This is a genomic window from Pectobacterium sp. F1-1 (assembly GCF_025643735.1).
GTDB classification, from domain to species: Bacteria; Pseudomonadota; Gammaproteobacteria; order Enterobacterales; family Enterobacteriaceae; genus Pectobacterium; species Pectobacterium colocasium.
The window spans coordinates 1,186,109-1,211,726 of record NZ_CP104733.1 but is presented as its reverse complement, the minus strand read 5'-3'; the positions used below and the strand labels follow the sequence as shown (position 1 = coordinate 1,211,726).

22 protein-coding genes and 1 pseudogene are annotated in these 25,618 nt (G+C 51.0%); 13 read left to right on the top strand and 10 right to left on the bottom strand.

Going from position 1 to position 25,618, the window contains the following annotated elements; all coding sequences use genetic code 11:
• Positions 1-131 precede the first annotated feature (131 nt).
• The 6 genes from hupB to bolA all read right to left on the bottom strand — a co-directional run bounded on the left by hupB (position 132) and on the right by bolA (position 7,676).
• A complete protein-coding gene (gene hupB / locus NAL19_RS05220) occupies positions 132-404 on the bottom strand; it encodes a nucleoid-associated protein HU-beta (RefSeq protein ID WP_005976031.1) in 273 nt (90 codons plus the stop codon).
• A 197-nt stretch (positions 405-601) separates the two neighbouring features.
• Positions 602-2,983 (bottom strand): endopeptidase La, encoded by a 2,382-nt coding sequence (lon, locus tag NAL19_RS05215; RefSeq protein WP_225087226.1) that lies wholly within the window; start codon positions 2,981-2,983, stop codon positions 602-604.
• A 191-nt stretch (positions 2,984-3,174) separates the two neighbouring features.
• Positions 3,175-4,449: an ATP-dependent protease ATP-binding subunit ClpX gene (gene clpX / locus NAL19_RS05210; protein ID WP_225087225.1), complete on the bottom strand. Its 1,275-nt coding sequence runs from the start codon at positions 4,447-4,449 to the stop codon at positions 3,175-3,177.
• Between the two features lie 163 nt (positions 4,450-4,612).
• Positions 4,613-5,236, bottom strand: coding sequence for an ATP-dependent Clp endopeptidase proteolytic subunit ClpP (gene clpP / locus NAL19_RS05205; protein ID WP_014700831.1), 624 nt, complete (start codon positions 5,234-5,236; stop codon positions 4,613-4,615).
• A gap of 505 nt (positions 5,237-5,741) precedes the next feature.
• Entirely contained in the window at positions 5,742-7,046 is a 1,305-nt protein-coding gene (gene tig, locus NAL19_RS05200; RefSeq protein ID WP_225087224.1) for a trigger factor, read from the bottom strand.
• 315 nt (positions 7,047-7,361) lie between these two features.
• Positions 7,362-7,676 (bottom strand): transcriptional regulator BolA, encoded by a 315-nt coding sequence (gene bolA, locus NAL19_RS05195; RefSeq protein ID WP_225087223.1) that lies wholly within the window; start codon positions 7,674-7,676, stop codon positions 7,362-7,364.
• Positions 7,677-8,012: 336 nt separating this feature from the next.
• Here bolA and NAL19_RS05190 point away from each other — a divergent pair, with 336 nt between their 5' ends.
• The 8 genes from NAL19_RS05190 to NAL19_RS05155 all read left to right on the top strand — a co-directional run bounded on the left by NAL19_RS05190 (position 8,013) and on the right by NAL19_RS05155 (position 17,004).
• Positions 8,013-8,591 (top strand): lipoprotein, encoded by a 579-nt coding sequence (locus NAL19_RS05190; protein ID WP_225087222.1) that lies wholly within the window; start codon positions 8,013-8,015, stop codon positions 8,589-8,591.
• Positions 8,592-8,650: 59 nt separating this feature from the next.
• Complete coding sequence (gene ampG, locus NAL19_RS05185; protein ID WP_225087221.1) at positions 8,651-10,138, top strand: muropeptide MFS transporter AmpG; 1,488 nt, start codon at positions 8,651-8,653, stop codon at positions 10,136-10,138.
• Between the two features lie 423 nt (positions 10,139-10,561).
• Positions 10,562-11,599: a cytochrome o ubiquinol oxidase subunit II gene (gene cyoA, locus NAL19_RS05180; protein WP_225087220.1), complete on the top strand. Its 1,038-nt coding sequence runs from the start codon at positions 10,562-10,564 to the stop codon at positions 11,597-11,599.
• A gap of 4 nt (positions 11,600-11,603) precedes the next feature.
• Positions 11,604-13,595 (top strand): cytochrome o ubiquinol oxidase subunit I, encoded by a 1,992-nt coding sequence (gene cyoB, locus NAL19_RS05175; protein WP_263058945.1) that lies wholly within the window; start codon positions 11,604-11,606, stop codon positions 13,593-13,595.
• Positions 13,585-14,199 (top strand): cytochrome o ubiquinol oxidase subunit III, encoded by a 615-nt coding sequence (locus tag NAL19_RS05170; protein WP_015839340.1) that lies wholly within the window; start codon positions 13,585-13,587, stop codon positions 14,197-14,199. The genes cyoB and NAL19_RS05170 overlap by 11 nt, the downstream gene beginning before the upstream one ends.
• Positions 14,199-14,531 (top strand): cytochrome o ubiquinol oxidase subunit IV, encoded by a 333-nt coding sequence (locus tag NAL19_RS05165; RefSeq protein WP_225087218.1) that lies wholly within the window; start codon positions 14,199-14,201, stop codon positions 14,529-14,531. The genes NAL19_RS05170 and NAL19_RS05165 overlap by 1 nt, the downstream gene beginning before the upstream one ends.
• 14 nt (positions 14,532-14,545) lie before the next feature.
• On the top strand, positions 14,546-15,436 hold the full coding sequence (cyoE, locus tag NAL19_RS05160; protein WP_263058944.1) for a heme o synthase: 891 nt from the start codon (positions 14,546-14,548) through the stop codon (positions 15,434-15,436).
• Between the two features lie 203 nt (positions 15,437-15,639).
• Positions 15,640-17,004, top strand: coding sequence for an MFS transporter (locus tag NAL19_RS05155; RefSeq protein ID WP_263058943.1), 1,365 nt, complete (start codon positions 15,640-15,642; stop codon positions 17,002-17,004).
• A gap of 93 nt (positions 17,005-17,097) precedes the next feature.
• Here NAL19_RS05155 and NAL19_RS05150 read toward each other — a convergent pair whose 3' ends face one another.
• Positions 17,098-17,589, bottom strand: coding sequence for a YajQ family cyclic di-GMP-binding protein (locus NAL19_RS05150; RefSeq protein ID WP_225087214.1), 492 nt, complete (start codon positions 17,587-17,589; stop codon positions 17,098-17,100).
• A 188-nt stretch (positions 17,590-17,777) separates the two neighbouring features.
• Here NAL19_RS05150 and panE point away from each other — a divergent pair, with 188 nt between their 5' ends.
• Positions 17,778-18,686 carry a 2-dehydropantoate 2-reductase gene (gene panE / locus NAL19_RS05145; RefSeq protein ID WP_263058942.1) on the top strand — a complete coding sequence of 303 codons (909 nt, stop codon included), beginning with the start codon at positions 17,778-17,780 and terminating at the stop codon, positions 18,684-18,686.
• On the top strand, positions 18,649-19,239 hold the full coding sequence (gene yajL, locus NAL19_RS05140) for a protein deglycase YajL (protein WP_263058941.1): 591 nt from the start codon (positions 18,649-18,651) through the stop codon (positions 19,237-19,239). The genes panE and yajL overlap by 38 nt, the downstream gene beginning before the upstream one ends.
• Before the next feature lie 36 nt (positions 19,240-19,275).
• Here the strand turns inward: yajL and thiI are convergent, their stop codons facing one another.
• Positions 19,276-20,724 (bottom strand): tRNA uracil 4-sulfurtransferase ThiI, encoded by a 1,449-nt coding sequence (thiI, locus tag NAL19_RS05135; protein ID WP_225087211.1) that lies wholly within the window; start codon positions 20,722-20,724, stop codon positions 19,276-19,278.
• Between the two features lie 251 nt (positions 20,725-20,975).
• Here thiI and xseB point away from each other — a divergent pair, with 251 nt between their 5' ends.
• The 3 genes and pseudogenes from xseB (at position 20,976) to dxs (ending at position 24,016) form a co-directional block, all read left to right on the top strand.
• Positions 20,976-21,224: an exodeoxyribonuclease VII small subunit gene (gene xseB / locus NAL19_RS05130; RefSeq protein WP_263058940.1), complete on the top strand. Its 249-nt coding sequence runs from the start codon at positions 20,976-20,978 to the stop codon at positions 21,222-21,224.
• Positions 21,221-22,133, top strand: a pseudogene (gene ispA, locus NAL19_RS05125) ((2E,6E)-farnesyl diphosphate synthase). The gene xseB and the pseudogene ispA overlap by 4 nt, the downstream one beginning before the upstream one ends.
• A gap of 17 nt (positions 22,134-22,150) precedes the next feature.
• Positions 22,151-24,016: a 1-deoxy-D-xylulose-5-phosphate synthase gene (gene dxs, locus NAL19_RS05120; RefSeq protein WP_225087209.1), complete on the top strand. Its 1,866-nt coding sequence runs from the start codon at positions 22,151-22,153 to the stop codon at positions 24,014-24,016.
• A 51-nt stretch (positions 24,017-24,067) separates the two neighbouring features.
• On the opposite strand, the gene pgpA is transcribed toward dxs, so the two are convergent.
• Positions 24,068-24,604 (bottom strand): phosphatidylglycerophosphatase A, encoded by a 537-nt coding sequence (gene pgpA / locus NAL19_RS05115; RefSeq protein WP_225087208.1) that lies wholly within the window; start codon positions 24,602-24,604, stop codon positions 24,068-24,070.
• Positions 24,579-25,559 (bottom strand): thiamine-phosphate kinase, encoded by a 981-nt coding sequence (thiL, locus tag NAL19_RS05110; protein WP_263058939.1) that lies wholly within the window; start codon positions 25,557-25,559, stop codon positions 24,579-24,581. The genes pgpA and thiL overlap by 26 nt, the downstream gene beginning before the upstream one ends.
• Positions 25,560-25,618: the final 59 nt, after the last annotated feature.

The following is a 25,618-nucleotide window of genomic DNA, read 5'->3' as shown; positions in this document are numbered from 1 at the left end:
TATGTAAAATCCTATATAAATAAAAGGCACATCATGAAATGATGCGCCTCGTATCTTACCCTACCAATATCATTGCGTCAGGTATTGTTTGGCACCCAAAGTGGTTATCAGCCAAACCTGTGACGTAATAATCAGTTAACGGCGTCTTTCAGCGTCTTACCAGCACGGAATCCTGGTACTTTCGCTGCAGGGATACTGATTTCTTTACCCGTTTGCGGGTTACGGCCGGTACGAGCAGCACGTTCACGAACTGAGAAAGTACCAAAACCAACCAAAGCAACATCATCCCCTTCTTTCAGGGATTCGGTAACGGAACCAATAATTGCATCTAACACACGCCCTGCTGCCGCTTTGGAAATATCAGCATCTGCGGCAATTTTGTCGATCAATTGTGACTTGTTCACTCTGTCATCCCCTCTGGAATTCTCTTATCGCGCTTCAATGTCCCAAGACGCGACACGTAACTTATTATCAATACTGTCATGCTTAGCCAGTTACGGCTAAAACTAACAGTGCTCTAACTTAGCGGTACAAAAAAAAGCTGGCAAGCACGATTTCACCCACCAGCCCTGATTTTCTCAAGGGTTTTTGCGACAGGTCACTATTTTGCCTTGGCTTTGGGCTTTGCTTTAGGAGCAGAGACCACTTGCATGCCAGAAGGCGAATTCTGCAACGCTAACGCCAACACTTCCTCGATACGTTTCACCGGATGGATTTCCAGATCCGCAATCACGTTCTGTGGGATATCCTCCAGATCGCGCTTGTTGTCATCGGGAATCAATACCGTCTTGATTCCACCACGGTGTGCGGCCAGCAGTTTCTCTTTCAGACCGCCAATCGGCAGTACCAAGCCACGCAGGGTAATCTCCCCCGTCATCGCCACGTCGGCACGCACCGGATTCCCAGTCAAACAAGACACCAGCGCGGTACACATCGCGATACCCGCACTTGGCCCATCTTTCGGCGTCGCACCTTCAGGAACGTGAACGTGGATATCACGCTTTTCGTAAAAATCAGCATTAATGCCTAATTTTTCCGCACGGGCGCGAACCACGGTGAGCGCAGCCTGAATCGACTCTTGCATCACCTCACCTAACGAACCGGTATAGGTCAGTTTCCCCTTGCCCGGCACACAGGCGGTTTCGATTGTCAGCAGGTCGCCACCGACTTCCGTCCAGGCCAAACCGGTCACCTGCCCTACGCGATTTTCGTCATCCGCACGGCCATAGTCAAAGCGCTGTACCCCGAGGAAATCCTTAAGGTTATCGCCCGAAACCTGAATATGCTTAGTGGATTTATCCATCAACAGCGTTTTTACTGCTTTACGGCACAGTTTAGAGATTTCACGCTCCAGACTACGCACACCCGCTTCACGCGTGTAATAACGGATAATGCCAACAATCGCGCTGTCTTCTACCGACAGTTCACCATTTTTCAGCGCATTACGTTCGATCTGTTTCGGCAACAGGTGCTGTTTGGCGATGTTCAGTTTTTCATCTTCGGTATAACCGGAAAGACGAATGACTTCCATACGGTCAAGCAACGGGGCCGGGATATTCATGGAGTTAGACGTCGCCACAAACATCACATCAGACAGATCGTAGTCGACTTCCAGATAGTGATCGTTAAACGCCACGTTCTGCTCAGGATCGAGCACTTCCAGCAGAGCAGAAGCCGGATCGCCACGCATATCGGAAGACATCTTGTCGATCTCATCCAGCAGGAACAGCGGGTTTTTCACACCGACTTTCGCCATTTTCTGGATCAGTTTGCCCGGCATTGAACCAATATAGGTACGGCGGTGCCCACGGATTTCCGCTTCGTCACGCACGCCGCCCAGCGCCATACGTACATACTGACGTCCGGTCGCTTTGGCGATGGATTGACCCAGTGAGGTTTTGCCGACGCCAGGAGGCCCTACCAGACACAGAATCGGCCCTCTGATCTTACTGACACGGCTCTGTACCGCGAGGTACTCGAGGATACGTTCTTTAACACGATCCAGACCATAATGGTCGGTATCCAGCATTTCCTGCGCTTTCAGTAAGTCTTTCTTCACTTTACTGCGCGCATTCCACGGTACCTGTACCATCCAGTCGATATAACTGCGCACCACCGTCGCTTCTGCCGACATCGGCGACATCATCTTCAGCTTTTGTAGTTCCGCTTCGGCTTTCTCACGCGCGTCTTTCGGCATTTTTGCCGCATCAATCTTACGCTTTAACGCTTCGTGTTCATCCGGCGCGTCGTCCATCTCACCCAGCTCTTTCTGAATGGCTTTCATTTGCTCATTCAGATAGTACTCACGCTGGCTTTTCTCCATTTGCTTCTTAACCCGGCCACGGATCCGTTTTTCTACCTGCAGCAGGTCGATTTCGGATTCCATCATCGCCATCAGGTACTCCAAACGCTCAGTGATATCGAACATTTCAAGTACGGACTGTTTATCAGCCAATTTCAGCGGCATGTGTGCAGCAATGGTGTCGGCTAAACGCGCAGCATCATCAATACTGTTTAGAGACGTCAGCACTTCCGGCGGAATCTTTTTGTTCAGCTTGATATATCCCTCAAACTGATTGATTGCCGTGCGCATGAGCACTTCCTGCTCGCGTTCATCGATCGCCGGAGAGTCAAGATATTCGGCTTTCGCAGCGAAATGCTCGCCGCTGTCAGAAAGCGTCGTAATACGTGCACGCTGTAACCCTTCGACCAGAACTTTTACCGTGCCGTCCGGCAGTTTCAGCATTTGAAGAATTGAGGCTACCGTCCCTACCGAGAAAAGATCGTTAATACTTGGCTCATCCGTTGAGGCTTCTTTCTGTGCCACCAGCATGATCTTCTTATCATGATCCATTGCGGCTTCAAGGCACCGAATCGATTTCTCACGACCAACAAACAACGGAATGACCATGTGCGGATAAACCACCACATCGCGCAATGGCAATACGGGGATTTCTATGCGTTCGGAACGCTCAGGGTTCATAGAGCTCTCTCTTAGTTTCGTTTCCGCCAGGTTATGGGAATCTCATGAAACGCGGTTTTCACGGGTTTCATCAAATAGGTATTTGAGTATATGGGGATAAATGTCTCACATTCAACGACCAGCATGCGTGTAAAAAACAAATGGGGGATAAATCCCCCATTTTTATTTTTTGATACAGCCAAATTGATTAATTATTCGCCGGAAGCCTGCTGTGTCTCAGGTTTGCCATAGATCAACAATGGCTCGGACTGGCCCGCAATAACAGATTCATCAATGACGACTTTATCCACGCTATCCAGCGATGGCAGGTCATACATGGTATCCAGCAAAGCAGCCTCAACGATAGAACGCAGGCCACGTGCACCGGTTTTACGCGCCATCGCTTTCTTGGCAATCGCCGTCAGCGCTTCATCGCGGAACTCCAGTTCAACGCCTTCCAGATTGAACAGCGCCTGATACTGTTTGGTCAGCGCATTCTTCGGCTCACGCAGAATCTGAATCAGCGCCTCTTCACTCAGCTCTCTCAGCGTAGCAACCACTGGCAGACGGCCGATGAACTCAGGAATCAAACCGAATTTAATCAAGTCACCCGGTTCAACATTGCTTAACAGTTCACCTTCTGTCGCCTTGTCAGCCGATCCTTTAACCGTTGCATTGAAGCCAATGCCGCGACCAGTATCGGTACGCTGCTCGATCACCTTGTCCAGACCCGCGAACGCACCGCCGCAGATAAAGAGGATCTTGGAGGTATCAACCTGCAAGAACTCCTGCTGCGGATGCTTACGACCGCCCTGTGGCGGAACCGCAGCAATCGTCCCTTCGATAAGCTTCAGCAGCGCCTGCTGCACACCTTCGCCTGAAACATCACGGGTGATCGACGGGTTGTCTGATTTACGAGAAATCTTGTCGATCTCATCGATGTAGACAATGCCGCGCTGTGCTTTCTGCACATCGTAATCACACTTCTGCAGCAGCTTCTGAATGATGTTTTCCACATCTTCACCGACGTAGCCCGCTTCAGTCAGCGTGGTGGCATCCGCCATGGTAAATGGCACATCCAGGAAGCGCGCCAGCGTTTCAGCCAGCAGCGTTTTACCGCTCCCGGTAGGACCAATCAGCAGGATGTTACTTTTACCCAGTTCGATCCCATTGCTGCTGTCACCATTACGCAAGCGTTTATAGTGGTTATATACCGCAACGGCCAATACCTTCTTGGCCTGTTCTTGACCAATGACGTAATCGTCAAGGTGGCGGCGAATTTCGTGTGGCGTCGGCAACGCGCTGCGCTCACGGTGGGGCGCCACTTCCTTAATTTCTTCGCGAATAATGTCGTTACACAAATCAACACATTCATCGCAGATATACACCGACGGCCCGGCAATCAGCTTACGCACTTCATGCTGGCTCTTGCCGCAAAAAGAGCAGTACAGTAACTTTCCTGAACCGTCTTTGCGCTTATCTGTCATGAGTTAAACCTCTTTTTCGTCTTTTGCCCGCAGGCCAACCACAGCGATACCGCTACAACGAACGCCGATACTTATAGCCAATACGCGTAAAATAACCTCGCACAACAGACTATCGGTCGAACACTGATTTTTAGCTACACCAGACCACGACTATGGCGAATGATTACCCGCGGTTAGTGAATACGGAATCTACCAAACCGTACTCTACAGCCTCACTGGCAGAGAGGAAACGATCGCGCTCGGTGTCTCTCTCTATCGCTTCAAGAGGCTGGCCCGTATGTTTCGCCATCAGCTCATTCATCTTGGCTTTCACTTTCAGTATTTCTTTGGCATGGATTTCAATATCCGTCGCCTGCCCCTGGAAACCACCCAACGGCTGGTGAATCATCACGCGCGAGTTAGGCAGGCAAATACGTTTGCCTTTGGCACCCGCAGTCAACAGGAACGCCCCCATTGAGCAAGCCTGTCCCATACAGATCGTGCTGACATCCGGCTTGATAAACTGCATGGTGTCGTAAATGGACATACCGGCAGTAATGACGCCGCCTGGAGAGTTAATGTAGAGATAAATGTCTTTTTCTGGGTTTTCGGCTTCCAGAAACAGCATCTGTGCCACAACCAGATTCGCCATGTGATCTTCAACCTGACCAGTCAGGAAGATTATCCGTTCTTTTAGCAGACGGGAATAGATATCGTAAGAACGTTCCCCACGCGAGGTCTGTTCAACCACCATCGGCACTAACGCCATATGAGGTGCTTGTCTTTCTTGTTCGCCACTGTATGACATTCACGTCTCCTAGATAAAATGCGTCCGGCACTCTTGTTGCGTTGTTCAAGCATTGCATTCAATTCTACTAGAGATAGGGGGGGATGACTATGGAACCCTATTCCTCCACGGCTGAACAACCTATACGGCCGAGAATCCTTACCTGCTGTGCCTACTTTTCCTCTTCGGTGAGTGGGGGCACGCGCATTGAATTTCAAGCTTACACTATCAATCGCTCTCTATTAAAGAGCCAATTATTTTATTATTAACACGTTATCGGCATGGCAAACCTGTGGTTTAACTCCTTGCCTGACCTCATAAATTCTTTGCCTGATTTAATGATAGTGCAATTTCAGGCAGCCATTCCTCGTCGATACAACAGGCGTTGTGAGGTAAACACCGAGATAAAGCACGATCAAACGGTAACTATCAGCATCATGATCGCACTAGCCCATAAGCAAAAAGCCCGCGCCATAAGGCACGGGCTTTTGATAGGGAAAGTTCCCTGCTACGCGATAAACGTGGTTTATGCTGTAGCGGTTTGATTCATCAGCTCGTTGAAGCTCACTGATTTCTCAACGACTTTCGCTTTAGCAAGTACAGTTTCTACCGCTTGCTCTTCCAGCGCGACGTTACGCATGTTGTTCAGCAGCTCTTTATTTTTGCCGTAGAACTCGATAACTTCCTGCGGATCTTCGTAAGCAGAAGCCATCTCTTCGATCAGTGCGTTAACGCGTGCTTCGTCAGCTTTCAGCTCATTGCTGCTGATGACTTCACCCAGCAACAGACCGATAACAACGCGACGTTTAGCTTGCTCTTCGAACAGCTCACGCGGTAATTCCTGCGCTTGCTTCTCGTTGCCACCAAAACGCTGTGCAGCCTGACGACGCAGAACATCGATTTCGCCATCGATCAATGCCGCTGGCACATCGATTTCGTTTGCGTTGATCAGTCCGTCCAGAACCTGAGTTTTCACACGGTTACGCACCGCGCCTTTCAGCTCACGTTCCATATTTTTACGGACTTCAGCACGCAAACCTTCCTGAGAACCATCAGCCACGCCGAAACGCTTGATGAATTCTTCAGTCAGTTCAGGCAGTTCACGCTCTTCAACTTTCTTCAGGACGATAGCGAACTGCGCCGCTTTTCCTTTCAGGTTTTCAGCGTGATAATCTTCAGGGAAGTTCACATCGATAGTGAATTCTTCACCCGCTTTGTGCCCAACAACGCCATCTTCAAAACCTGGGATCATGCGGTTCTGGCCCATTGCCAGAACGAAATCGGAGGCTTTGCCGCCTTCGAAAACTTCACCGTCAATAGAGCCAGTGAAATCGATAGTAACACGATCTTCGGCTGCCGCAGCGCGGTCAGTTTCTTTCCAGGTCGCCTGTTGCTTACGCAGCGTTTCCAGCATGGTATCAACGTCAGCGTCAGTCACTTCAACAACCGGTTTTTCAACTTCGATTGCATCCAGACCTTTCAATTCAACTTCCGGGTACACTTCAAACTCAACAGAGTAAGTGAAGTCGGAGTTTTTATCATAGTTACCAGGCACATATTTAACTCTTCCAGCAGGAGTTAAATTCTCTTGCTGCAGCGCCTTAACGAGGTTCTGTTCCATTGCATCACCCAAAGCATTATTCAGCGCATCCGCACCATAACGCTTTGCAATCAATGACTTAGGCGCCTTACCTGGACGAAATCCATCAACTTTTGCTCGTTTAGCAAATACTGAGAGTTCGCGATCAACAGCATTTTCAATATCTTGCGTAGAAATCGTAATGTTTAAACGACGTCCCAGGCCTTGAGTGGTTTCAACTGAAACTTGCATCTTGTTACCTCAAAAAATCACAGTGATCGGTCAACCCCAAAACTATTCTCGCGACGAAAAATCTCACGACAGCAAGGCTGACTCAAAACTGGCACCAAGGTGCACAGCGTTAAACAAACCTCGCAGAACCGGGAAATTGCCAACCCCGTTCCCTGTAGTCAGAAGCGTCCCGAATACATTCAGGAAAAATAGACGCGGCATTATAGCGGTATAGAGAGGATGAGTCGAGAACGGCGGGTGGACTATTACAGCAACAGATTCACACTTTTAGTCAGTAACCCGCCCCGATATGTCAGGAACGGGCCATATTAATGACTAAGAAAGGATGCCTGCACCACCACAAGGTGGTGAAGAAGGTACGGCATTTTGCAAACTGACCCACTCTTTTGTCGAATACGTATGTAACGCTAACGCATGCACCGAACCAGCCAGTTCCTCAGCCAATACGGCATAGACTGCACGATGTCGCCCAATTACGCGTTCTCCCGTGAATTTATCGCTGACCAGCACAACTTTAAAATGGCTTTCCGCTCCCGCAGGCACGTTGTGACGATAGCTTTCATCGATCACCTCTAAATGAACGGGCTCAAAACCCACACGCAGCTTTTCTTCTATCGTTTCACGCATCATACGGCTACCCTTTCGGCTTGGGGAAAACTTGATCTCAACACGACATTGCTGCCACTCAACGGCGACTCACCGATGCCCGAATTATTATAACCTTAGCGTTTTTTCAACCTGTTATGCGTAAAAACGGTCTGACAAAGAAGAAAAATATTTGCAACGCCTTGATATCTCATCGACGGTTTTGATGTGATAAAAACGGTTTTTTCAGGCCAATGGCACGAAAAAGATGAATTTCAGAACAATTTACCTGCTATCGGCTCTTTTTCCTGCCAGTGGCGATGATATGATATCAACAATATTTGTCGACTCACCACACTAATCATTACTGAGAAAATACGAATGTTAAAAAAATTATTTTTCCCTCTTCTGGCCGTAATCTTGCTTGCAGGATGTGCAGCAAAAAGTAACACGCTGAACATCACGCCTAAAATTAGCCTACCTTCTCAGGATCCGACCCTGATGGGCGTAACAATTAGTATTAATGGTGCAGATCAGCGCGCCGACCAGGCGTTGGCAAAAGTGAATCGCGACGGCCAACTGATTACGCTAACACCTTCCCGCGATCTGCGTTTCCTGTTACAAGAAGCGCTGGAAAAGCAAATGACCGCGCGTGGTTATATGATCGGCACAGGTGGCCCGGTAGCCTTGCAGATCGTCGTTAACCACCTGTATGCCGACGTTTCAGAAGGAAACCTGCGCTACAACATCACGACCAAAGCCGATATCTCCATCATTTCTCAGGCGGCAAACGGCAACAAACAGGTGAAAAACTACCGCTCAACCTATAACGTTCAGGGTGCTTTCACCGCCAGCAACGACAAAATTACCGATGCGGTTAACACCGTGCTAGGTGATGTCATCAATGACATGGCACAAGACACCAGCGTAAGCAGCTTTATCAAAGAAAACGCCCGTTAATCTCTATACGCCGCTTCCCTTGCTCCTGAACGCTGTCGGAGCAAGGGAAAGGATTCTTCATGTTTAGTCGCATCGTTGCTTTATTCAGCCAACGTAATTCGCTTTTTATGCTGTTGCTTGGCTTTGCTTCCGGTTTACCACTGGCGTTGACATCCGGCACATTGCAAGCGTGGATGACCGTCGAGAATGTCGATCTGAAAACCATCGGTTTTTTCTCATTGGTGGGTCAAGCCTACGTATTCAAGTTCCTGTGGTCCCCTCTCATGGATCGCTATACCCCACCATTTCTTGGCAGACGCCGAGGCTGGCTGATTCTCAGTCAGATCCTGCTCATTGCCGCCATTATTGGCATGGGGTTTATGAATCCGGCACGCGATCTCTGGTGGCTGGCAGCGTTGGCCGTAATGGTCGCGTTCTGTTCGGCTTCTCAGGATATTGTTTTTGATGCTTATAAGACGGATTTACTCCCCCCGGAAGAACGCGGCACAGGCGCGGCAACCTCAGTCTTAGGCTATCGTCTGGCCATGCTGGTTTCTGGCGGACTGGCACTGTGGATGGCGGATCGCTATCTCGGCTGGCAGGCAACGTATTGGCTCATGGCAGGACTCATGCTGATCGGTGTGTTCGCCACCCTGTTGGCACCGGAGCCACAAAATAGCCAGCCGGCGCCGCGCACCATGGAGCAGGCCATTGTTGCTCCCTTGCGCGATTTCTTCGAACGCAACAATGCCTGGCTTATCCTTCTGCTTATTGTTTTATACAAGCTCGGTGACGCCTTTGCGATCAGCCTGACGACCACCTTCCTGATACGCGGCGTTGGTTTCAATGCCGGTGATGTTGGGCTGGTGAATAAGACGCTTGGACTGTTCGCCACCATCGTGGGAGCCATTTACGGTGGATTATTGATGCAGCGGCTCTCGCTGTTCAGAGCATTGATGCTGTTTGGCATCCTTCAGGCGGTGTCCAATGCAGGATACTGGCTGCTGGCCATCACGGCCAAAAGTCTGTTCACTATGGCTACCGCCGTTTTCCTGGAAAACCTCTGTGGTGGTATGGGAACAGCGGCATTCGTCGCGCTCTTGATGACGCTGTGTAATAAATCATTCTCAGCCACACAGTTTGCCCTGCTTTCCGCCCTTGCAGCTGTCGGACGGGTATACGTTGGCCCTATCGCAGGCTGGTTTGTTGAATCCTACGGCTGGGCATGGTTCTATCTGTTCTCGATTTTGGCCGCCTTACCGGGCCTGGCAATCCTGATGATTTGCCGTGAGACACTGGAATTCACCCAGAAAACCGACACCTTTCAGTTGCGTACACACTTCCAGAATTATTACAGGAAGGCCTTACATGTACTGGGTTCAGGGGTGATATTGCTGGCGCTGTGGCTCATGCTGCTCATTAGCAATGCGCTGGAATGGTCTTCATTGCCCCAACTGGCGGAATACCTGCTCGCCGCAGGCTGTACACTTGCTCTGCTGGGCATTTTCTTCGGTAGCTTGTTGGATTACCTGTCGCTTAGACGCGCGCCAAAACCGTCAACACATTGATGGTTTTCGTTCAGGCAGCGTTCATCTGCTGCCTGAACCTATTACCTCTTTCCTTTATTTAATTATTTTCCCATAATTATCTTGCTAGCGGGAATTTTATTTCCTCGTAAAATCTCGCAAAACTAATTTCATTCGTTATCAAAAACGCCGGTTGAACAAAAATTTTCACCAAACCGGAAATAGAAAATAAGCGTTAGCGCAAGTTGTAATTTCTTATTATCCATCCATACTCTTATCGGAGTGGCCGCTTAATTTGCTGTTTTTAAAAATTATTTTTATTTTGGCCATTCTTGTGACATTAAGGGCAAAAACCAGCAACAACCGGCTGACATAACCTTAATCATGTTTACAGTGCAGTAACCTTCCCGTAAAATGCCCGCTCGCGTGAAATGACAATAGAGCCCTTGTTATTGAGGTCGCTAGATGAGACTCAGGAAATACAATAAAATTTTTGGGATGCTGTCTTTATTTGCAGCCACAGCTCTGCTGAGCGGTTGCGATATGGCGCTGATGAACCCCAAAGGAGAGATCGGGTTAGAGCAAAGATCGCTAATACTGACTGCCATCGGGCTGATGTTGATCGTTGTGATTCCCGTTATCGTTATGACGATAGCTTTTGCCTGGAAGTTCCGTGCTTCCAATGAAAAGGCAAAATATACCCCGAATTGGTCACACTCCAATAAGATAGAAGCCGTAGTTTGGACTGTACCAATTATCATTATCGTCATTCTTGGCACGATTACCTGGAAGACGACCCACTCGCTTGATCCCTACAAGCCATTGGAATCAGACGTCAAACCTATCAATGTCGAAGTTATTTCGCTTGATTGGAAATGGCTGTTTGTTTACCCGGATTTGGGCATTGCAACGGTTAACGAACTGGCTTTCCCTGCCAACGTACCGGTTGCATTCAAGATTACTTCCGACTCAGTGATGAACTCCTTCTTCATTCCTCGTCTTGGTGGACAGATTTACGCCATGGCCGGAATGCAGACGAAGCTCCACTTGATCGCTAACGAACCGGGCAAGTATGACGGTATCTCTGGCGGCTATAGTGGTAAAGGCTTCTCTGGTATGAAGTTCACCGCAATTGCCACACCGACTCAACAAGAGTTCGACCAGTGGGTTGCGAACGTTCGTGCGTCTTCCAAGACACTGAATACCATGGATGAATTCAACACTTTGGCTAAGCCAAGTGAATTCCACCCTGTCGAATATTTCTCCAGTGTCCAGCCGGATTTGTTCAATAATCTTATTCGCAAATTCATAGGCAACGACATGAACATGCAACATCATGGTGAAGGCATGAAGCATGATGGTGAAAGCATGAAGTCTGACGAAAGCATGCAACACAGTGAAGGCATGAAGCACGATGAAAACATGCAACACGGTGAGGCCATGCAACACGGCGACGGCATGAACATGGGCGAGCATAGCTCGCACAAAGGAGCCGAGGGATAATACGATGTTCGGAAAACTTACACTTGATGCGGTTCCGTACCACGAACCCATTATTATGGTCACCGTGGCGGCGATCATCGTTGGCGGCCTTGCGCTGCTGGCGGCAATAACCTATTTAGGTAAGTGGAAATGGCTGTGGGCCGAGTGGTTCACCTCCGTCGACCACAAGAAAATCGGTATCATGTACATCATCGTCGGTCTGGTGATGATGATTCGTGGTTTTGCCGATGCCATCCTGATGCGCGGCCAGCAGGTGCTGGCTTCTGCCGGGCAAGAGGGCTTCCTAAACGCTCACCACTACGATCAGATTTTCACCGCGCACGGTGTGATCATGATCTTCTTCGTTGCGACACCGTTTGTCGTTGGTCTGATGAACCTGGCGGTTCCTTTGCAGATCGGTGCGCGTGACGTAGCGTTCCCATTCCTGAACTCCCTCAGCTTCTGGCTGTTTGTTGTCGGCGTTATCTTGATCAACCTCTCTCTTGGGGTCGGTGAGTTTGCGCAGACGGGTTGGGTTGCCTATCCGCCGCTGTCAGGGAAGGAGTACAGTCCCGGCGTCGGGGTCGATTACTGGATATGGAGTCTACAGATATCCGGTATCGGTACCACGCTGACGGGTGTTAACTTCTTCGCTACCATTCTGAAGATGCGTGCACCTGGTATGACGTTGATGAAAATGCCAGTATTTACCTGGACGGCACTGTGTACCAACGTGCTGATCATCGCCGCATTCCCGATATTGACCGTTACCATTGCGCTGCTGACGCTTGACCGTTACCTCGGTACCCATTTCTTTACCAATGATATGGGTGGCAACATGATGATGTACATCAACCTGATTTGGGCATGGGGTCATCCTGAGGTTTACATTCTGGTGCTACCGATCTTTGGTGTTTACTCCGAAATCGTAGCAACCTTCTGTAAGAAACGGCTGTTTGGTTACACCTCTCTGGTGTGGGCTACCGTTGCGATTACGGTTCTGTCGTTCATCGTTTGGCTGCACCACTTCTTTACCATGGGGTCCGGCGCGAACGTCAACGCCTTCTTTGGTATCGCCACCATGATTATTTCGATCCCAACTGGGGTTAAAATCTTCAACTGGCTGTTCACCATGTATCAAGGTCGTATTCAGTCCCACTCTACGATGCTGTGGACCACAGGCTTCATCATCACCTTCACTATCGGTGGGATGACCGGGGTTCTGCTGGCCGTACCGGGCGCGAACTTTGTCCTGCACAACAGCCTGTTCCTGATTGCTCACTTCCATAACGTGATCATCGGCGGCGTCGTGTTCGGTTGCTTCGCAGGTATTACCTACTGGTTCCCGAAAGCCTTTGGCTTCACCCTGAACGAAACCTGGGGTAAACGTGCGTTCTGGTTCTGGATTATCGGCTTCTTCGTTGCCTTTATGCCGCTGTATGTCCTCGGCTTCATGGGGATGACGCGTCGTCTGAGCCAACAAATCAACCCTGAGTTCCACGCCTTACTGGTCGTGGCTTCCATCGGTGCGGTCTTGATCGGTATCGGTGTGCTGTGTCAGGTGATCCAGTTCTACGTCAGTATCCGTGACCGTCACCAAAATCGTGACCTGACAGGCGATCCGTGGGGTGGACGTACGCTAGAGTGGGCAACCTCTTCTCCTGCCCCGTTCTACAACTTCGCTGTCGTGCCGCATGTTGACGAGCGTGATGCATTCTGGGAAGCGAAAGAGAAAGGCGAAGCTTACAAGCGTCCAACCAGCTATGAAGAGATTCACATGCCGAAAAACACCGGCGCCGGTGTGATTATCTCCGCATTCAGCCTGGTATTCGGTTTTGCCATGATCTGGCATATCTGGTGGCTGGCCATCGCTGGCTTCGCAGGCATGATTGTGACCTGGATTGTGCATAGCTTTAATCAAGACGTGGATTACTACGTGCCGGTTAAAGAAATTGAGCAAATTGAGAATCAGAATTTTGATCAACTCAGTAAGGCAGGCGTGAAACATGTCAACTGAAACTCTGACTAACCACAATACTGCCCATGCCGAGCATGGGCACCACGACACAGGAGCCAATAAAGTCTTCGGCTTCTGGGTCTACCTGATGAGCGACCTGATCATTTTCGGATCACTGTTCGCAACCTATGCCGTACTGGTTAACGGTACTGCCGGTGGCCCAAGCGGGAAGGACATTTTCCAACTGCCCTTCGTGCTGGTAGAAACGTTCGCGCTGTTGTTCAGTAGTATTACCTACGGCATGGCGATGATCGCCATGAACAAGGGTAACAAGTCTCAGGTTAATGCCTGGCTGGGCGTAACGTTCTTGTTCGGTCTGGTGTTTATCGGGATGGAAATCTATGAATTCCATCACCTGATTGTTGAAGGCTATGGCCCGGATCGCAGTGCATTCCTGTCTGCCTTCTTCGCACTGGTCGGAACTCACGGGCTCCACGTAACGGGCGGTCTGATCTGGTTGGTCATCATGATGATTCAGGTGTCCAAACGTGGCCTGACGGCAACCAACAAAACACGTCTGATGTGCCTGAGCCTGTTCTGGCACTTCCTCGACGTAGTGTGGATTTGCGTCTTCACCGTTGTTTATCTGCTGGGGGCAATCTAATGAGTCATTCAACAACCGATCATTCAGGTGCTAGCCACGGTAGCGTTAAGTCATACGTAATAGGTTTTGTACTGTCAGTTATTTTGACTGTCATTCCTTTCAGTATGGTCATGAGCGGCACTGCCTCACATAACGCCATTCTTTTCACGGTGGTGGGAGCTGCAGTGGTTCAGATTCTGGTGCATCTGGTGTACTTCCTGCACCTGAATACGTCCTCAGAAGAGCGCTGGAACGTGGTGGCTCTTGTGTTTGCCGTCCTGATTATCGCCATTGTCGTCGTGGGCTCCATCTGGATTATGATGAGCGCACACCACAATATGATGATCCAGTAACCGAGCCGTAAAAGATGATTAAGCAATACCTGCAAGTTACTAAACCAGGAATTATTTTCGGAAATCTGATTTCCGTTATCGGTGGATTTCTCCTTGCGGCCCAGGGCCACATTGATTATCCCTTGTTTCTCGCCACCCTTGTGGGTGTGTCGTTAGTCGTTGCATCTGGCTGCGTGTTTAATAACGTCATTGACCGCGACATCGACAAGAAAATGGAGAGAACCAAAAATCGGGTTCTGGTAAAAGGACTGATTTCGCTGAAGGTAACGCTGGTTTACGCATCGCTGTTAGGTATTGCGGGCTTTGCTCTGCTGTACATCGCGGCTAACCCGCTGGCCATGTGGCTGGCGGTGATGGGCTTCATCGTGTATGTCGGTGTTTATAGCCTGTATATGAAGCGGCATTCTGTTTATGGCACGCTCATTGGCAGCCTGTCCGGCGCAGCGCCTCCGGTTATCGGTTACTGCGCCGTCAGCAACCAGTTCGATGCTGGTGCGTTGATTCTGCTACTGATCTTTAGCCTGTGGCAAATGCCGCATTCATACGCGATTGCGATTTTCCGCTTTAAGGATTATCAGGCCGCCAACATCCCGGTTCTGCCCGTGGTGAAAGGTATCTCCGTTGCGAAAAACCACATTACGCTATATATCGTGGCGTTTGCGGTCGCAACATTGATGCTGTCTCTCGGCGGTTATGCCGGTTACAAATATCTGGTCGTTGCCGCAGCCGTTAGCGTCTGGTGGCTGGGTATGGCGCTGTCGGGCTATAAAAATGCGATTGATGACCGCGTGTGGGCAAGAAAGCTGTTTGTTTTCTCCATCGTCGCGATTACTTCGCTGAGCGTCATGATGTCCGTGGACTCAATGGCTCCTGCGCATGAAGTCCTGCTGACCTACCTGCGTTAATCACAAGCGGTACGCTACACATTACGAAAAACAGGTGGCTTGTCCGCCTGTTTTTTTATTGTTGGCCTTAAATTACCGCCTCGACAGGTGGTTTTTACTTTTCCCTCCCCTAGTTACTTTCCGCCAAATCACGTAACAAACCTATCGTTTACTGTATGGGCGATAACGCACTAAAATAGCGCCAATTGTTTTCAGAGGTACGAATGAACGATAATAAAATGACGCCAGGCGAATTACGCGCCACATGGGGTCTGGGTGCGGTCTTTTCACTGCGTATGCTCGGCATGTTCATGGTGCTGCCTGTCCTCACTACTTACGGCATGGCCTTGCAGGGCGCCAGTGAAGCGCTGATCGGCATTGCGATTGGTATTTATGGCCTGATGCAGGCTATCTTCCAGATTCCCTTCGGCCTGGTTTCTGACCGTATCGGCAGAAAACCCCTGATTGTTGGAGGGCTGCTGATTTTTGCACTCGGCAGCGTTATCGCCGCACTAAGCGACTCCATCTGGGGCATTATCCTTGGACGCGCGTTGCAGGGCGCTGGCGCGATATCCGCTGCCGTTATGGCGCTGCTTTCTGACCTGACGCGTGAGCAGAATCGAACCAAAGCCATGGCATTTATCGGCGTGAGTTTCGGCGTCACCTTTGCTATCGCGATGGTCGTCGGTCCTATCGTTACCCACGCTTTTGGCTTACAGGCGCTCTTCTGGGGCATCGCCCTTCTGTCACTCGCAGGCATCGCCATCACCCTCACCCTGATTCCTTCCGCTCCTGCACATATCCTGAATCGAGAATCAGCGATGGTGCGCGGCAGTTTCCTCAAGGTGCTCGGCAATAGCCGGCTGTTGAAACTGAATATTGGCATTATGTGTCTGCATATTTTATTGATGTCGAGCTTCGTCGCCCTACCCCGCGTCATGGAATCCGCGGGGATGGCGCCACAGGATCATTGGAAAGTCTATCTGGTCACGATGCTGATCTCTTTTGCTGGCGTTGTGCCTTTCATTATTTATGCCGAAGTGAAAAGGCGAATGAAGCAGGTCTTCATCGGCTGCATCGTGGTGCTGATCGCCGCAGAGGTTGTCTTATGGGCGGCAGGTAACCATCTCTGGCAAATTATCATCGGCGTGCAGCTGTTCTTCCTGGCTTTCAACGTGATGGAAGCGCTGTTGCCATCGCTGATTAGCAAGGAATCGCCGGCGGGATACAAAGGTACGGCGATGGGGGTTTACTCCACCACACAGTTTATCGGCGTGGCGATTGGCGGGAGCCTCGGCGGTGGAGTGTTTGAGTGGTATGGCGCTTCGGCGGTGTTTATGACTGGTGCGGCTATTGCAGCCATCTGGCTACTCGTCAGCTTCACCATGCAGGAACCACCTTATCTCAGCAGTCTGAGAATCGCCCTGTCCGATGTAGCGTTGCAAGATGGCGAGTTGGAACAGAAAATTCGTACTCAGCCCGGCGTTGCTGACGTGGTCATCGTGCCGGATGAGTACAGCGCCTATGTGAAGATCGACAACAAAAAGACCAGTCGGCAGCAGCTAGAACAACTAGCAGGTCAGGTCTGACTAATCATCACCACTTCCCGAAAGTGGTGTCAGGCTGACAAGCAAAAGGCCAGATTTCGCTGGCCTTTTTCGTCGGTAAATGACGAGAAAACATCAATCACGAAAGTTGGTAAACTGGAATGGCTGCCCCAAATTTCCGCCGCGAATCAACGCCATCACACCCTGCAAATCATCACGTGATTTTCCGGTAACACGAATCTGTTCACCTTGAATCTGCGCCTGTACTTTCAGTTTGCTGTCTTTAATCAGCTTGACGATTTTCTTCGCCTGCGTGGTTTCAATGCCCTGCTTCAATTTGGCCTCCACGCTGTACGTTTTACCGCTGTGCTCGAACGCTTCCGGAACCTCTAACGCACCGCCTTCAATCCCGCGCTTCAGCAATTTCTCGCGCATAATATCAATCAGTTGCTGTACCTGAAAATCAGACTCGCTGGTCGCTTTAATACTTTGCGATTTCTCATTCAGTTCAAAGCTGGCCGGAACATTGCGAAAATCCCAGCGGGTGCTCAGCTCACGCGTGGCATTTTCCACCGCGTTACGGACTTCCTGCATATCAATTTCCGAAACAATATCGAAAGATGGCATAATTCGCTCTCCTGACAAATTTGGCTGGCGAGCATAATAACCGCTCTTCTGCGATAAGCAAGATGCCAGACACGATCCCGATTTTTACTCTGTACCGGGTAAACAGGCCGAATAGCACAAGATCGTAACGTGAATGATAGCCTATGATGGCAGAACGACAGCGCCCGCATCAAATAGGGGAGACATACATGAAAATCACCGTTCTTGGCTGTGGCGCGCTGGGTCAACTTTGGCTCGCTGCGTTACATCAGCAAGGGCATGATGTCCAGGGATGGCTGCGCATTCCGCAACCCTATTGTCCGGTCAATGTCACCATGCTGGATGGTCAGCACTGTAATCTCAACCTGACGGCTAACGATCCCGAACACCTTGCCCAAAGCGAACTACTGCTGGTGACGTTAAAAGCCTGGCAGGTTTCAGATGCCGTCACCGTACTGTTGCCACAGCTCAACCCACATTGCACGATTCTGCTTTTACACAACGGGATGGGCACACGGGAAGAATTACCGTCGCTACAGCAGCCGCTGGTTCTGGGGATCACCACCCATGCCGCACGGCGTGACACGACCAACGTTGTGCATGTTGCCGCTGGTACAACGCACATCGGCACCTTTAACGGCGACAGCAGCCAAAGTCATCTGGCGGAAGTGCTGCATCAGGCCTTGCCTGATGTGGCCTGGCACACCAATATTAGCGCCACCTGCTGGCTGAAGCTCGCGGCTAACTGCGTCATCAATCCGCTGACGGTGAAATATCACTGCACTAATGGCGAGCTTTCTGCCTATCCAGAACTGATTGTGTCACTTTGTCAGGAAGTGGCTAGCGTCATGGAAAGAGAAGGCTTCCATACATCACGAGATAGCCTGCTGCTCTACGTGAATCAAATTATTCAGAACACGGCGGCAAACACCTCATCGATGTTGCAGGACATCATCGCTCAGCGGCATACCGAAATTGATTACATTACCGGGTATTTACTGCACCGAGCGCGCCTCCACGGCCTGACGCTCCCCGAAAATGCTCGTCTGTTTGACTACATTAAGCAAAAGGAAAATGATTATGACCGCATCGGCACTGGTGTGTCTGGCACCTGGTAGTGAAGAAACTGAAGCCGTCACGACCATCGATTTGCTTGTCCGGGCGGGTATTCAGGTCACGCTTGCCAGCGTCGCCAGCGATGGCAATCTGGAAATCGTCTGCTCACGCGGGGTAAGACTACTGGCAGATGCGCCGCTGGCTACCGTCGCCGATCGGCCTTTTGATGTGCTGGTATTACCGGGTGGACTGCAAGGCGCGGAATGCTTCCGTGACAGCCCAATACTGGTGGAATGCATTCGACAAGCGCATCTGGAAGGGAAAATTGTCGCTGCGATGTGTGCAACGCCTGCGCTGGTGCTGGAATATCATCAGCTGTTCCCCGTCGGAAACATGACGGGCTACCCTGCGTTTAAGGATAAGATTGCGCCAGAAAAATGGATGGAAAAGCGCGTCGTCTACGATCCGCGCGTGAATCTGTTAACCACGCAAGGGCCAGGCACCAGTATGGATTTCGCCCTGAAGATCATCGATTTACTGCTAGGAAAAGAAAAAGCTGCCGAGGTTGCTGAACAGTTAATCCTGCCGCCGGGGATTTATAACTATCGTGATTAGCGTAAATGAAAAAGGCGCTTACGCGCCTTTTTCACATTACGGACGGTATACCTTCACATTGGTAAAACCTTGCTCACGCAGGTACAGCGCCTGCAAGCGGCTCATCACGCCACGTTCGCAGTAAAGCAGGTAGGTTTTGCTCTGATCCAAATCGCCAAACTGCGTACCCAGCTTGTAGAACGGTAAGGATTTGATTTCCACGTGATCCAGTTCAAGCGGCTTGTCGTCCTGTTCATCCGGCGCACGGATATCAAGCAACACGTCGGTCGGTGCAAACGACGCGACCGTTTCGACTTCAACCACTTCTTGCTTGGTCTGTTCTGCGATCTCACGGATATCAATATTCCGCGCTTCGCTCACCACACGCTCCAGAATAGCAAAATCAAAGTGGCTTTCTTCGGCCTCAATCTTCGCTTTTACCGCTTTCACCGTCGGGCTTTTCGAGATCACACCGCAATATTCCGGCATCGTTTTGGCGAAATCTTCCGTTCCCAGTTCGCGAGCCTGTTTGATAATGTGTTCTTTATCATGAGAAATCAGCGGACGCAGAATCAGCGTATCGGAGGCATTATCGATCAAACGCAGGTTGGTCAACGTCTGGCTAGAAACCTGACCTAATGCTTCACCGGTCACCAGCGCCTGAACACCGTAACGCTCAGCAATTTTGGAGGCCGCGCGCACCATCATGCGTTTCAATACGACGCCCATCTGGCCATCGTCAACCTTCTCCAGAATTTCACCGACGACAGGATCGAAGTCAATCGCAATAAAGCGTACTCGGTGTGAGCTACCAAAACGATTCCACAGATAGTATGCGACCTGTTTCACACCAATCTCGTGTGCCGCACCGCCAAGGTTAAAGAAGCAGTAATGCACGCGACACCCGCGACGCATCAGCATATAGCTGGATACGCCAGAGTCGAAACCACCGGAAATCAGCGACAACACATCTTCCTGCGTACCGATCGGGAAGCCGCCGATCCCTTCATAACGTCCTTTAATCAGCAGCAAACGATCCTGCTCGATTTCCAGATGCACAGTCACCTGCGGCGCAGTGAGATTGACTCGCGCCGTTTCAATATGCTGGTTCAGACCACCGCCGACATAACGCTCTACATCCTGTGAACTAAATTCATGCTTACCGCGGCGCTTCACTCGCACACAAAACGTCTTGCCTTCCAACTGCTCACGATACAGCGCCAGCGCCTGTTCAAAGATATTGTGCACGTCGGTGTAGGCGTGATCTTCCACTTCCAGAATATGGTGAATACCCGGAATTCTCGTCAGCGCATCACGAATTGCTGAACGCTGGCTTTCGTCTTTGGCCCGAACTTCGATATGATCCCAGTGACGGACAACCGCCAACGTTTCATCATAGTGTTTTAATACGTTGCGAATGTTTCCGGTTAGAATCTTGATAAAGCGCAACCGCACAGATTGGCTCTTGATGGTGATTTCCGGGAACAATTTAATGATAAACTTCATGGTGGCTGTCGTTACTTGGTCAGAAAGGCGTAAATAAATTTACCCTGAGCACTAAAATCACGTTATCGGTAAAATCAGCGGAACAGAGATGATTTTACCAATAGCATCCAGGGCGCGGAGTATATCATTATATGAAGATATACTGTGCGCTTTAACCGTATAATTGTTGCGCATCCACGGATGACCAAACGCAACACCACGCTCTGCCGCCACAAGCCAACGGCGTATAACACCAGGATTCTGAAACCACTATGCCTAAGAAGACCGAGCAGCCAGTCAGCTTTGAAAGCTCGCTGAACGAACTGGAAAAAATCGTTACCCGCCTCGAATCAGGCGAACTGCCGCTGGACGATGCGCTAAATGAATTTGAGCATGGCATCCAGCTCGCTCGTCAGGGTCAGCAAAAACTGCAACAGGCGGAACAGCGCGTACAAATCCTGCTTAGTGACGATCCCGATGCCACGCTGTCACCGTTCACGCCGGATAATGATTCGCTATGACCGATTTCAGCACGCAACTGAATGCGCATTACCAACGCACTAACCGTATGTTGGGCCATTTCATCACCAGCCTCCCCTTTCAGAGTAGTCCACTGGTCAATGCGATGGAGTATGGCTCACTCTTAGGAGGCAAACGCCTGCGCCCGTTTCTGGTTTATACTACGGGTGAACTGTTTGGTATGCCGTTAGAGAGCCTGGATGCCCCTGCTGCGGCAGTAGAATGTATCCATGCCTATTCACTGATTCATGACGATCTGCCAGCGATGGACGACGACGATTTACGCCGCGGACAGCCAACCTGCCATATCAAATTTGGCGAAGCCAATGCCATTCTGGCGGGGGATGCACTGCAAACGTTGGCGTTCTCCATTCTGGCCGACGCGTCGATGCCACAGGTCTCCGATCGCGATCGGCTGGCGATGCTCTCAGAATTGGCGCACGCCAGTGGTGTCGCAGGTATGTGCGGCGGGCAGGCTTTCGACCTGGAAGCGGAAGGTCATCAGGTCGATCTGGCTGCGTTAGAGCGCATTCACCGCCACAAAACTGGCGCCTTGATTCGCGCAGCCGTTCGACTAGGCGCACTGGCCGCTGGTGAAACAGGACGCGCCGCCTTGCCCCACCTGGATCGCTACGCTGACGCGATTGGGCTCGCCTTTCAGGTTCAGGACGATATTCTCGATGTTGTTGGCGACAGCGCGACAACAGGCAAACGTCAGGGTGCGGACCAGCAGTTAGGTAAAAAGCACCTATCCCAGCCTGCTGGGATTAGATAACGCACGAAAAAAAGCACAGGAGCTTTATCAGGAATCACTGGCATCGCTGGACGATCTCGTCGCATCCAGTCCGATCCCCCTGAATATTGCCCCACTACAAGCGCTGGCGAATTTCATCGTTGAACGCGATAAGTAATTACCTAATGAGTCTCTATGAGTTTTGATACCGCGAAGTACCCTACATTGGCGTTAGTGGAAACACCGGATGAACTTCGATTGTTGCCGAAAGATAGCCTGCCAAAGCTGTGCGATGAGCTGCGCCAATACCTGCTGGACAGCGTCAGCCGTTCAAGCGGCCATTTTGCTTCAGGGTTAGGAACGGTTGAATTAACGGTTGCGCTGCATTATGTCTACAACACCCCTTTCGATCATCTGGTGTGGGATGTCGGCCATCAGGCTTACCCGCATAAAATTCTGACCGGCCGTCGCGATCGTATTTCAACAATCCGCCAAAAAGGCGGTTTGCACCCCTTTCCGTGGCGTGATGAAAGCGACTATGACGTATTAAGCGTCGGGCATTCATCGACCTCAATCAGTGCCGGGCTGGGCATGGCCGTTGCGGCCGAACGTGAAGGCAAAGGCCGCCGTACGGTTTGTGTAATCGGCGACGGCGCGATTACTGCGGGTATGGCCTTTGAAGCGATGAACCATGCGGGCGACATCCGCTCCGACCTGCTGGTTGTGCTGAACGACAACGAAATGTCGATTTCGGAAAACGTCGGCGCATTGAACAATCATCTGGCACAACTGCTGTCCGGCAAGCTCTATGCCAGCCTGCGCGAAGGAGGGAAAAAGGTCTTATCTGGCCTGCCGCCAATAAAAGAGCTGGTGAAGCGTACCGAAGAGCATCTTAAAGGCATGGTTGTGCCGGGTACGTTATTTGAGGAGCTGGGCTTTAATTATATTGGCCCGGTCGACGGCCACGACGTTCAGGCGCTGGCGCATACATTGAAAAACATGCGCAACCTGAAAGGCCCGCAGCTCCTGCATATCATGACGAAAAAAGGCAAAGGCTATGCCCCTGCCGAACAGGATCCGATCAGTTGGCATGCGGTGCCAAAATTCGATCCAGCCAGCGGCACATTGCCGAAAAGCAAGGAAGGCGCTCAACCCACCTATTCTAAAATCTTCGGTCAATGGCTACAGGAAACGGCAGCCAAGGACAGCAAGCTTATGGCGATCACGCCAGCGATGCGCGAAGGTTCCGGCATGGTGCAGTTCTCCCGCGATTACCCGCAGCAATATTTTGACGTTGCCATTGCCGAACAGCATGCTGTCACGTTTGCTGCCGGTCTGGCCGTTGGCGGCTATCACCCGGTTGTCGCTATTTACTCGACGTTCCTGCAACGCGCCTACGATCAGGTTATACACGATGTGGCGATCCAGAATCTGCCAGTTCTGTTTGCTATCGATCGCGGCGGTATTGTTGGCGCGGATGGGCAAACGCATCAGGGAGCGTTCGATCTCTCTTTCTTACGCTGTATCCCGAACATGATCATCATGACGCCCAGCGATGAAAACGAGTGTCGCCAGATGCTGCACACGGGCTATCACTACCAGAAAGGCCCGACCGCAGTGCGCTACCCGCGAGGAAACGGTACGGGTACGGAATTGACGCCACTATCAGAACTGCCAATCGGTAAAGGCGTGGTGCGTCGTCAGGGCGAAACGATCGCGATTCTGAATTTCGGTACGCTTCTGCCAGAAGCACAGATTGCGGCAGAGCAGTTAAACGCCACCCTCGTCGATATGCGTTTTGTGAAGCCACTGGATGAAGCGTTACTGGAAGAGTTGGCACAGTCTCACAGCACGTTTGTGACGCTGGAAGAAAATGCGATCATGGGCGGTGCGGGAAGCGGTGTGAATGAGTTCCTGATGGCGAAGCGTCTCGCCGTCTCGGTGCTGAACATCGGGCTACCGGACGTCTTTATTCCGCAAGGTTCACAGGAAGAAATCCGTGCCGATCTGGGTCTGGATGCCGCCGGCATCGAGCGCAGAATCACGCAGTGGATGGCATAAGCGGCTCACGATAATCGAGGCACATGGCCCCGGTTCAATCGCGTTGTAACATCAGAATATCGGCCAGTGATGGCCGATAAAATAGATAATTCCCGCCGAGATCACCCCTGCGACAATATCATCGATCATGATTCCCATACCGCCGTGTACGTTGCGATCAAACCAACGAATCGGCCAGGGTTTCCAGATATCCAGACAACGAAAGACGACAAACCCTGCCGCCACCCACTGCCACTCATCCACTGGAATAGCCATCAGGGTAATCCACATGCCGACAAATTCGTCCCAGACGATGCTGCCGTGATCGTGAACGCCCATATCTTTCGCCGTCTGGTGACACAGGTAAACACCGATACAAATGCTCAGCATGACCAGCAGCGAATACAATTCAAGCGGCAGGAAGGACATGAGATACCACAGAGGAATCGCCGCCAGCGACCCTACCGTGCCCGGCATCCAGGGAGATAGCCCGCTACCCAATCCCGTCGCCAGAAGGTGCCACGGGTTACTCAGCCGTAGACGACGCTTTGCCACCTCAGCACCTTTCACTTTACTCGCGGAATCAGTTTTGCTCGCTAAAATGGTCATACCCCTTCCAGTTCAGCTCGGTCACTTTATTATCCCTGAAAAAGCGAACCCCTTCAGATGAAGGTCCGATTTGCCCGATACAGGTGTAGCCGGCACCGAGATGCCCCAGGGCAAGCTCCAGCGCACCGCGGTTAATCTCCGGCACGGTAAAGCACAGCTCATAGTCTTCGCCGCCAGATAGCGCCCAGCGCAATGCCTGTTCTTCATCAACACATCCCCGCAGCCAATCAGACTGTGGAATGGCGTCCAGATTAATACGTGCACCGCACTCGCTGGCTTTAAGTATATGCTGTAGATCGGAAATGAGGCCGTCAGAAAGATCGATAGCCGAACTGGCCAGATCGCGCAGCGCCTGACCTTGCAGAATTCTGGGCTGAGGTCGCACATGACGCTGGATAAGTCCCTGACGCGCCTCATCATCCTCAACGAGCAATGTGTTCTGTAGGATAGCCAGACCGGCGGCGCTGTCGCCTAATGAACCCGTAACATAGATCCAGTCGCCGATTCTGGCTCCGCGACGCGTCAACGCCCGACCCGCAGGCACCAGACCGTGGATAGTCAGCGTCAGGCTCAGTGGGCCGCGCGTCGTATCTCCGCCAACTAGTTGCATACCATAGTAATCAAGCAGCTCAAACAAACTGTCGCTATATGTGGCCAGCCACTGGCTATTGCTTTGAGGTAGGGTAATGGCCAGAGAAAGCCAGGCAGGATCGGCCCCCATTGCAGCCAGATCGCTTAAATTGACCGCCAGAGATTTGTAACCCAGATCGGCGGGATCGATATCGGGTAGGAAATGAACACCAGATACCAGCGTGTCGGTACTGACCGCCAGCATCTGCTTATCTGCCACCGTCAGTAACGCACAGTCATCACCAATGCCTAACTCAACATCGCGACGTGAACTTCGGACCCGATTAAAATAGCGGGCAATAAGGTCAAACTCACCTTCAATCATAACCTTTCCAGCCAGCCTATCATTCAAAAGCGATCAGGGCCGGATATCCGGCCCTGATT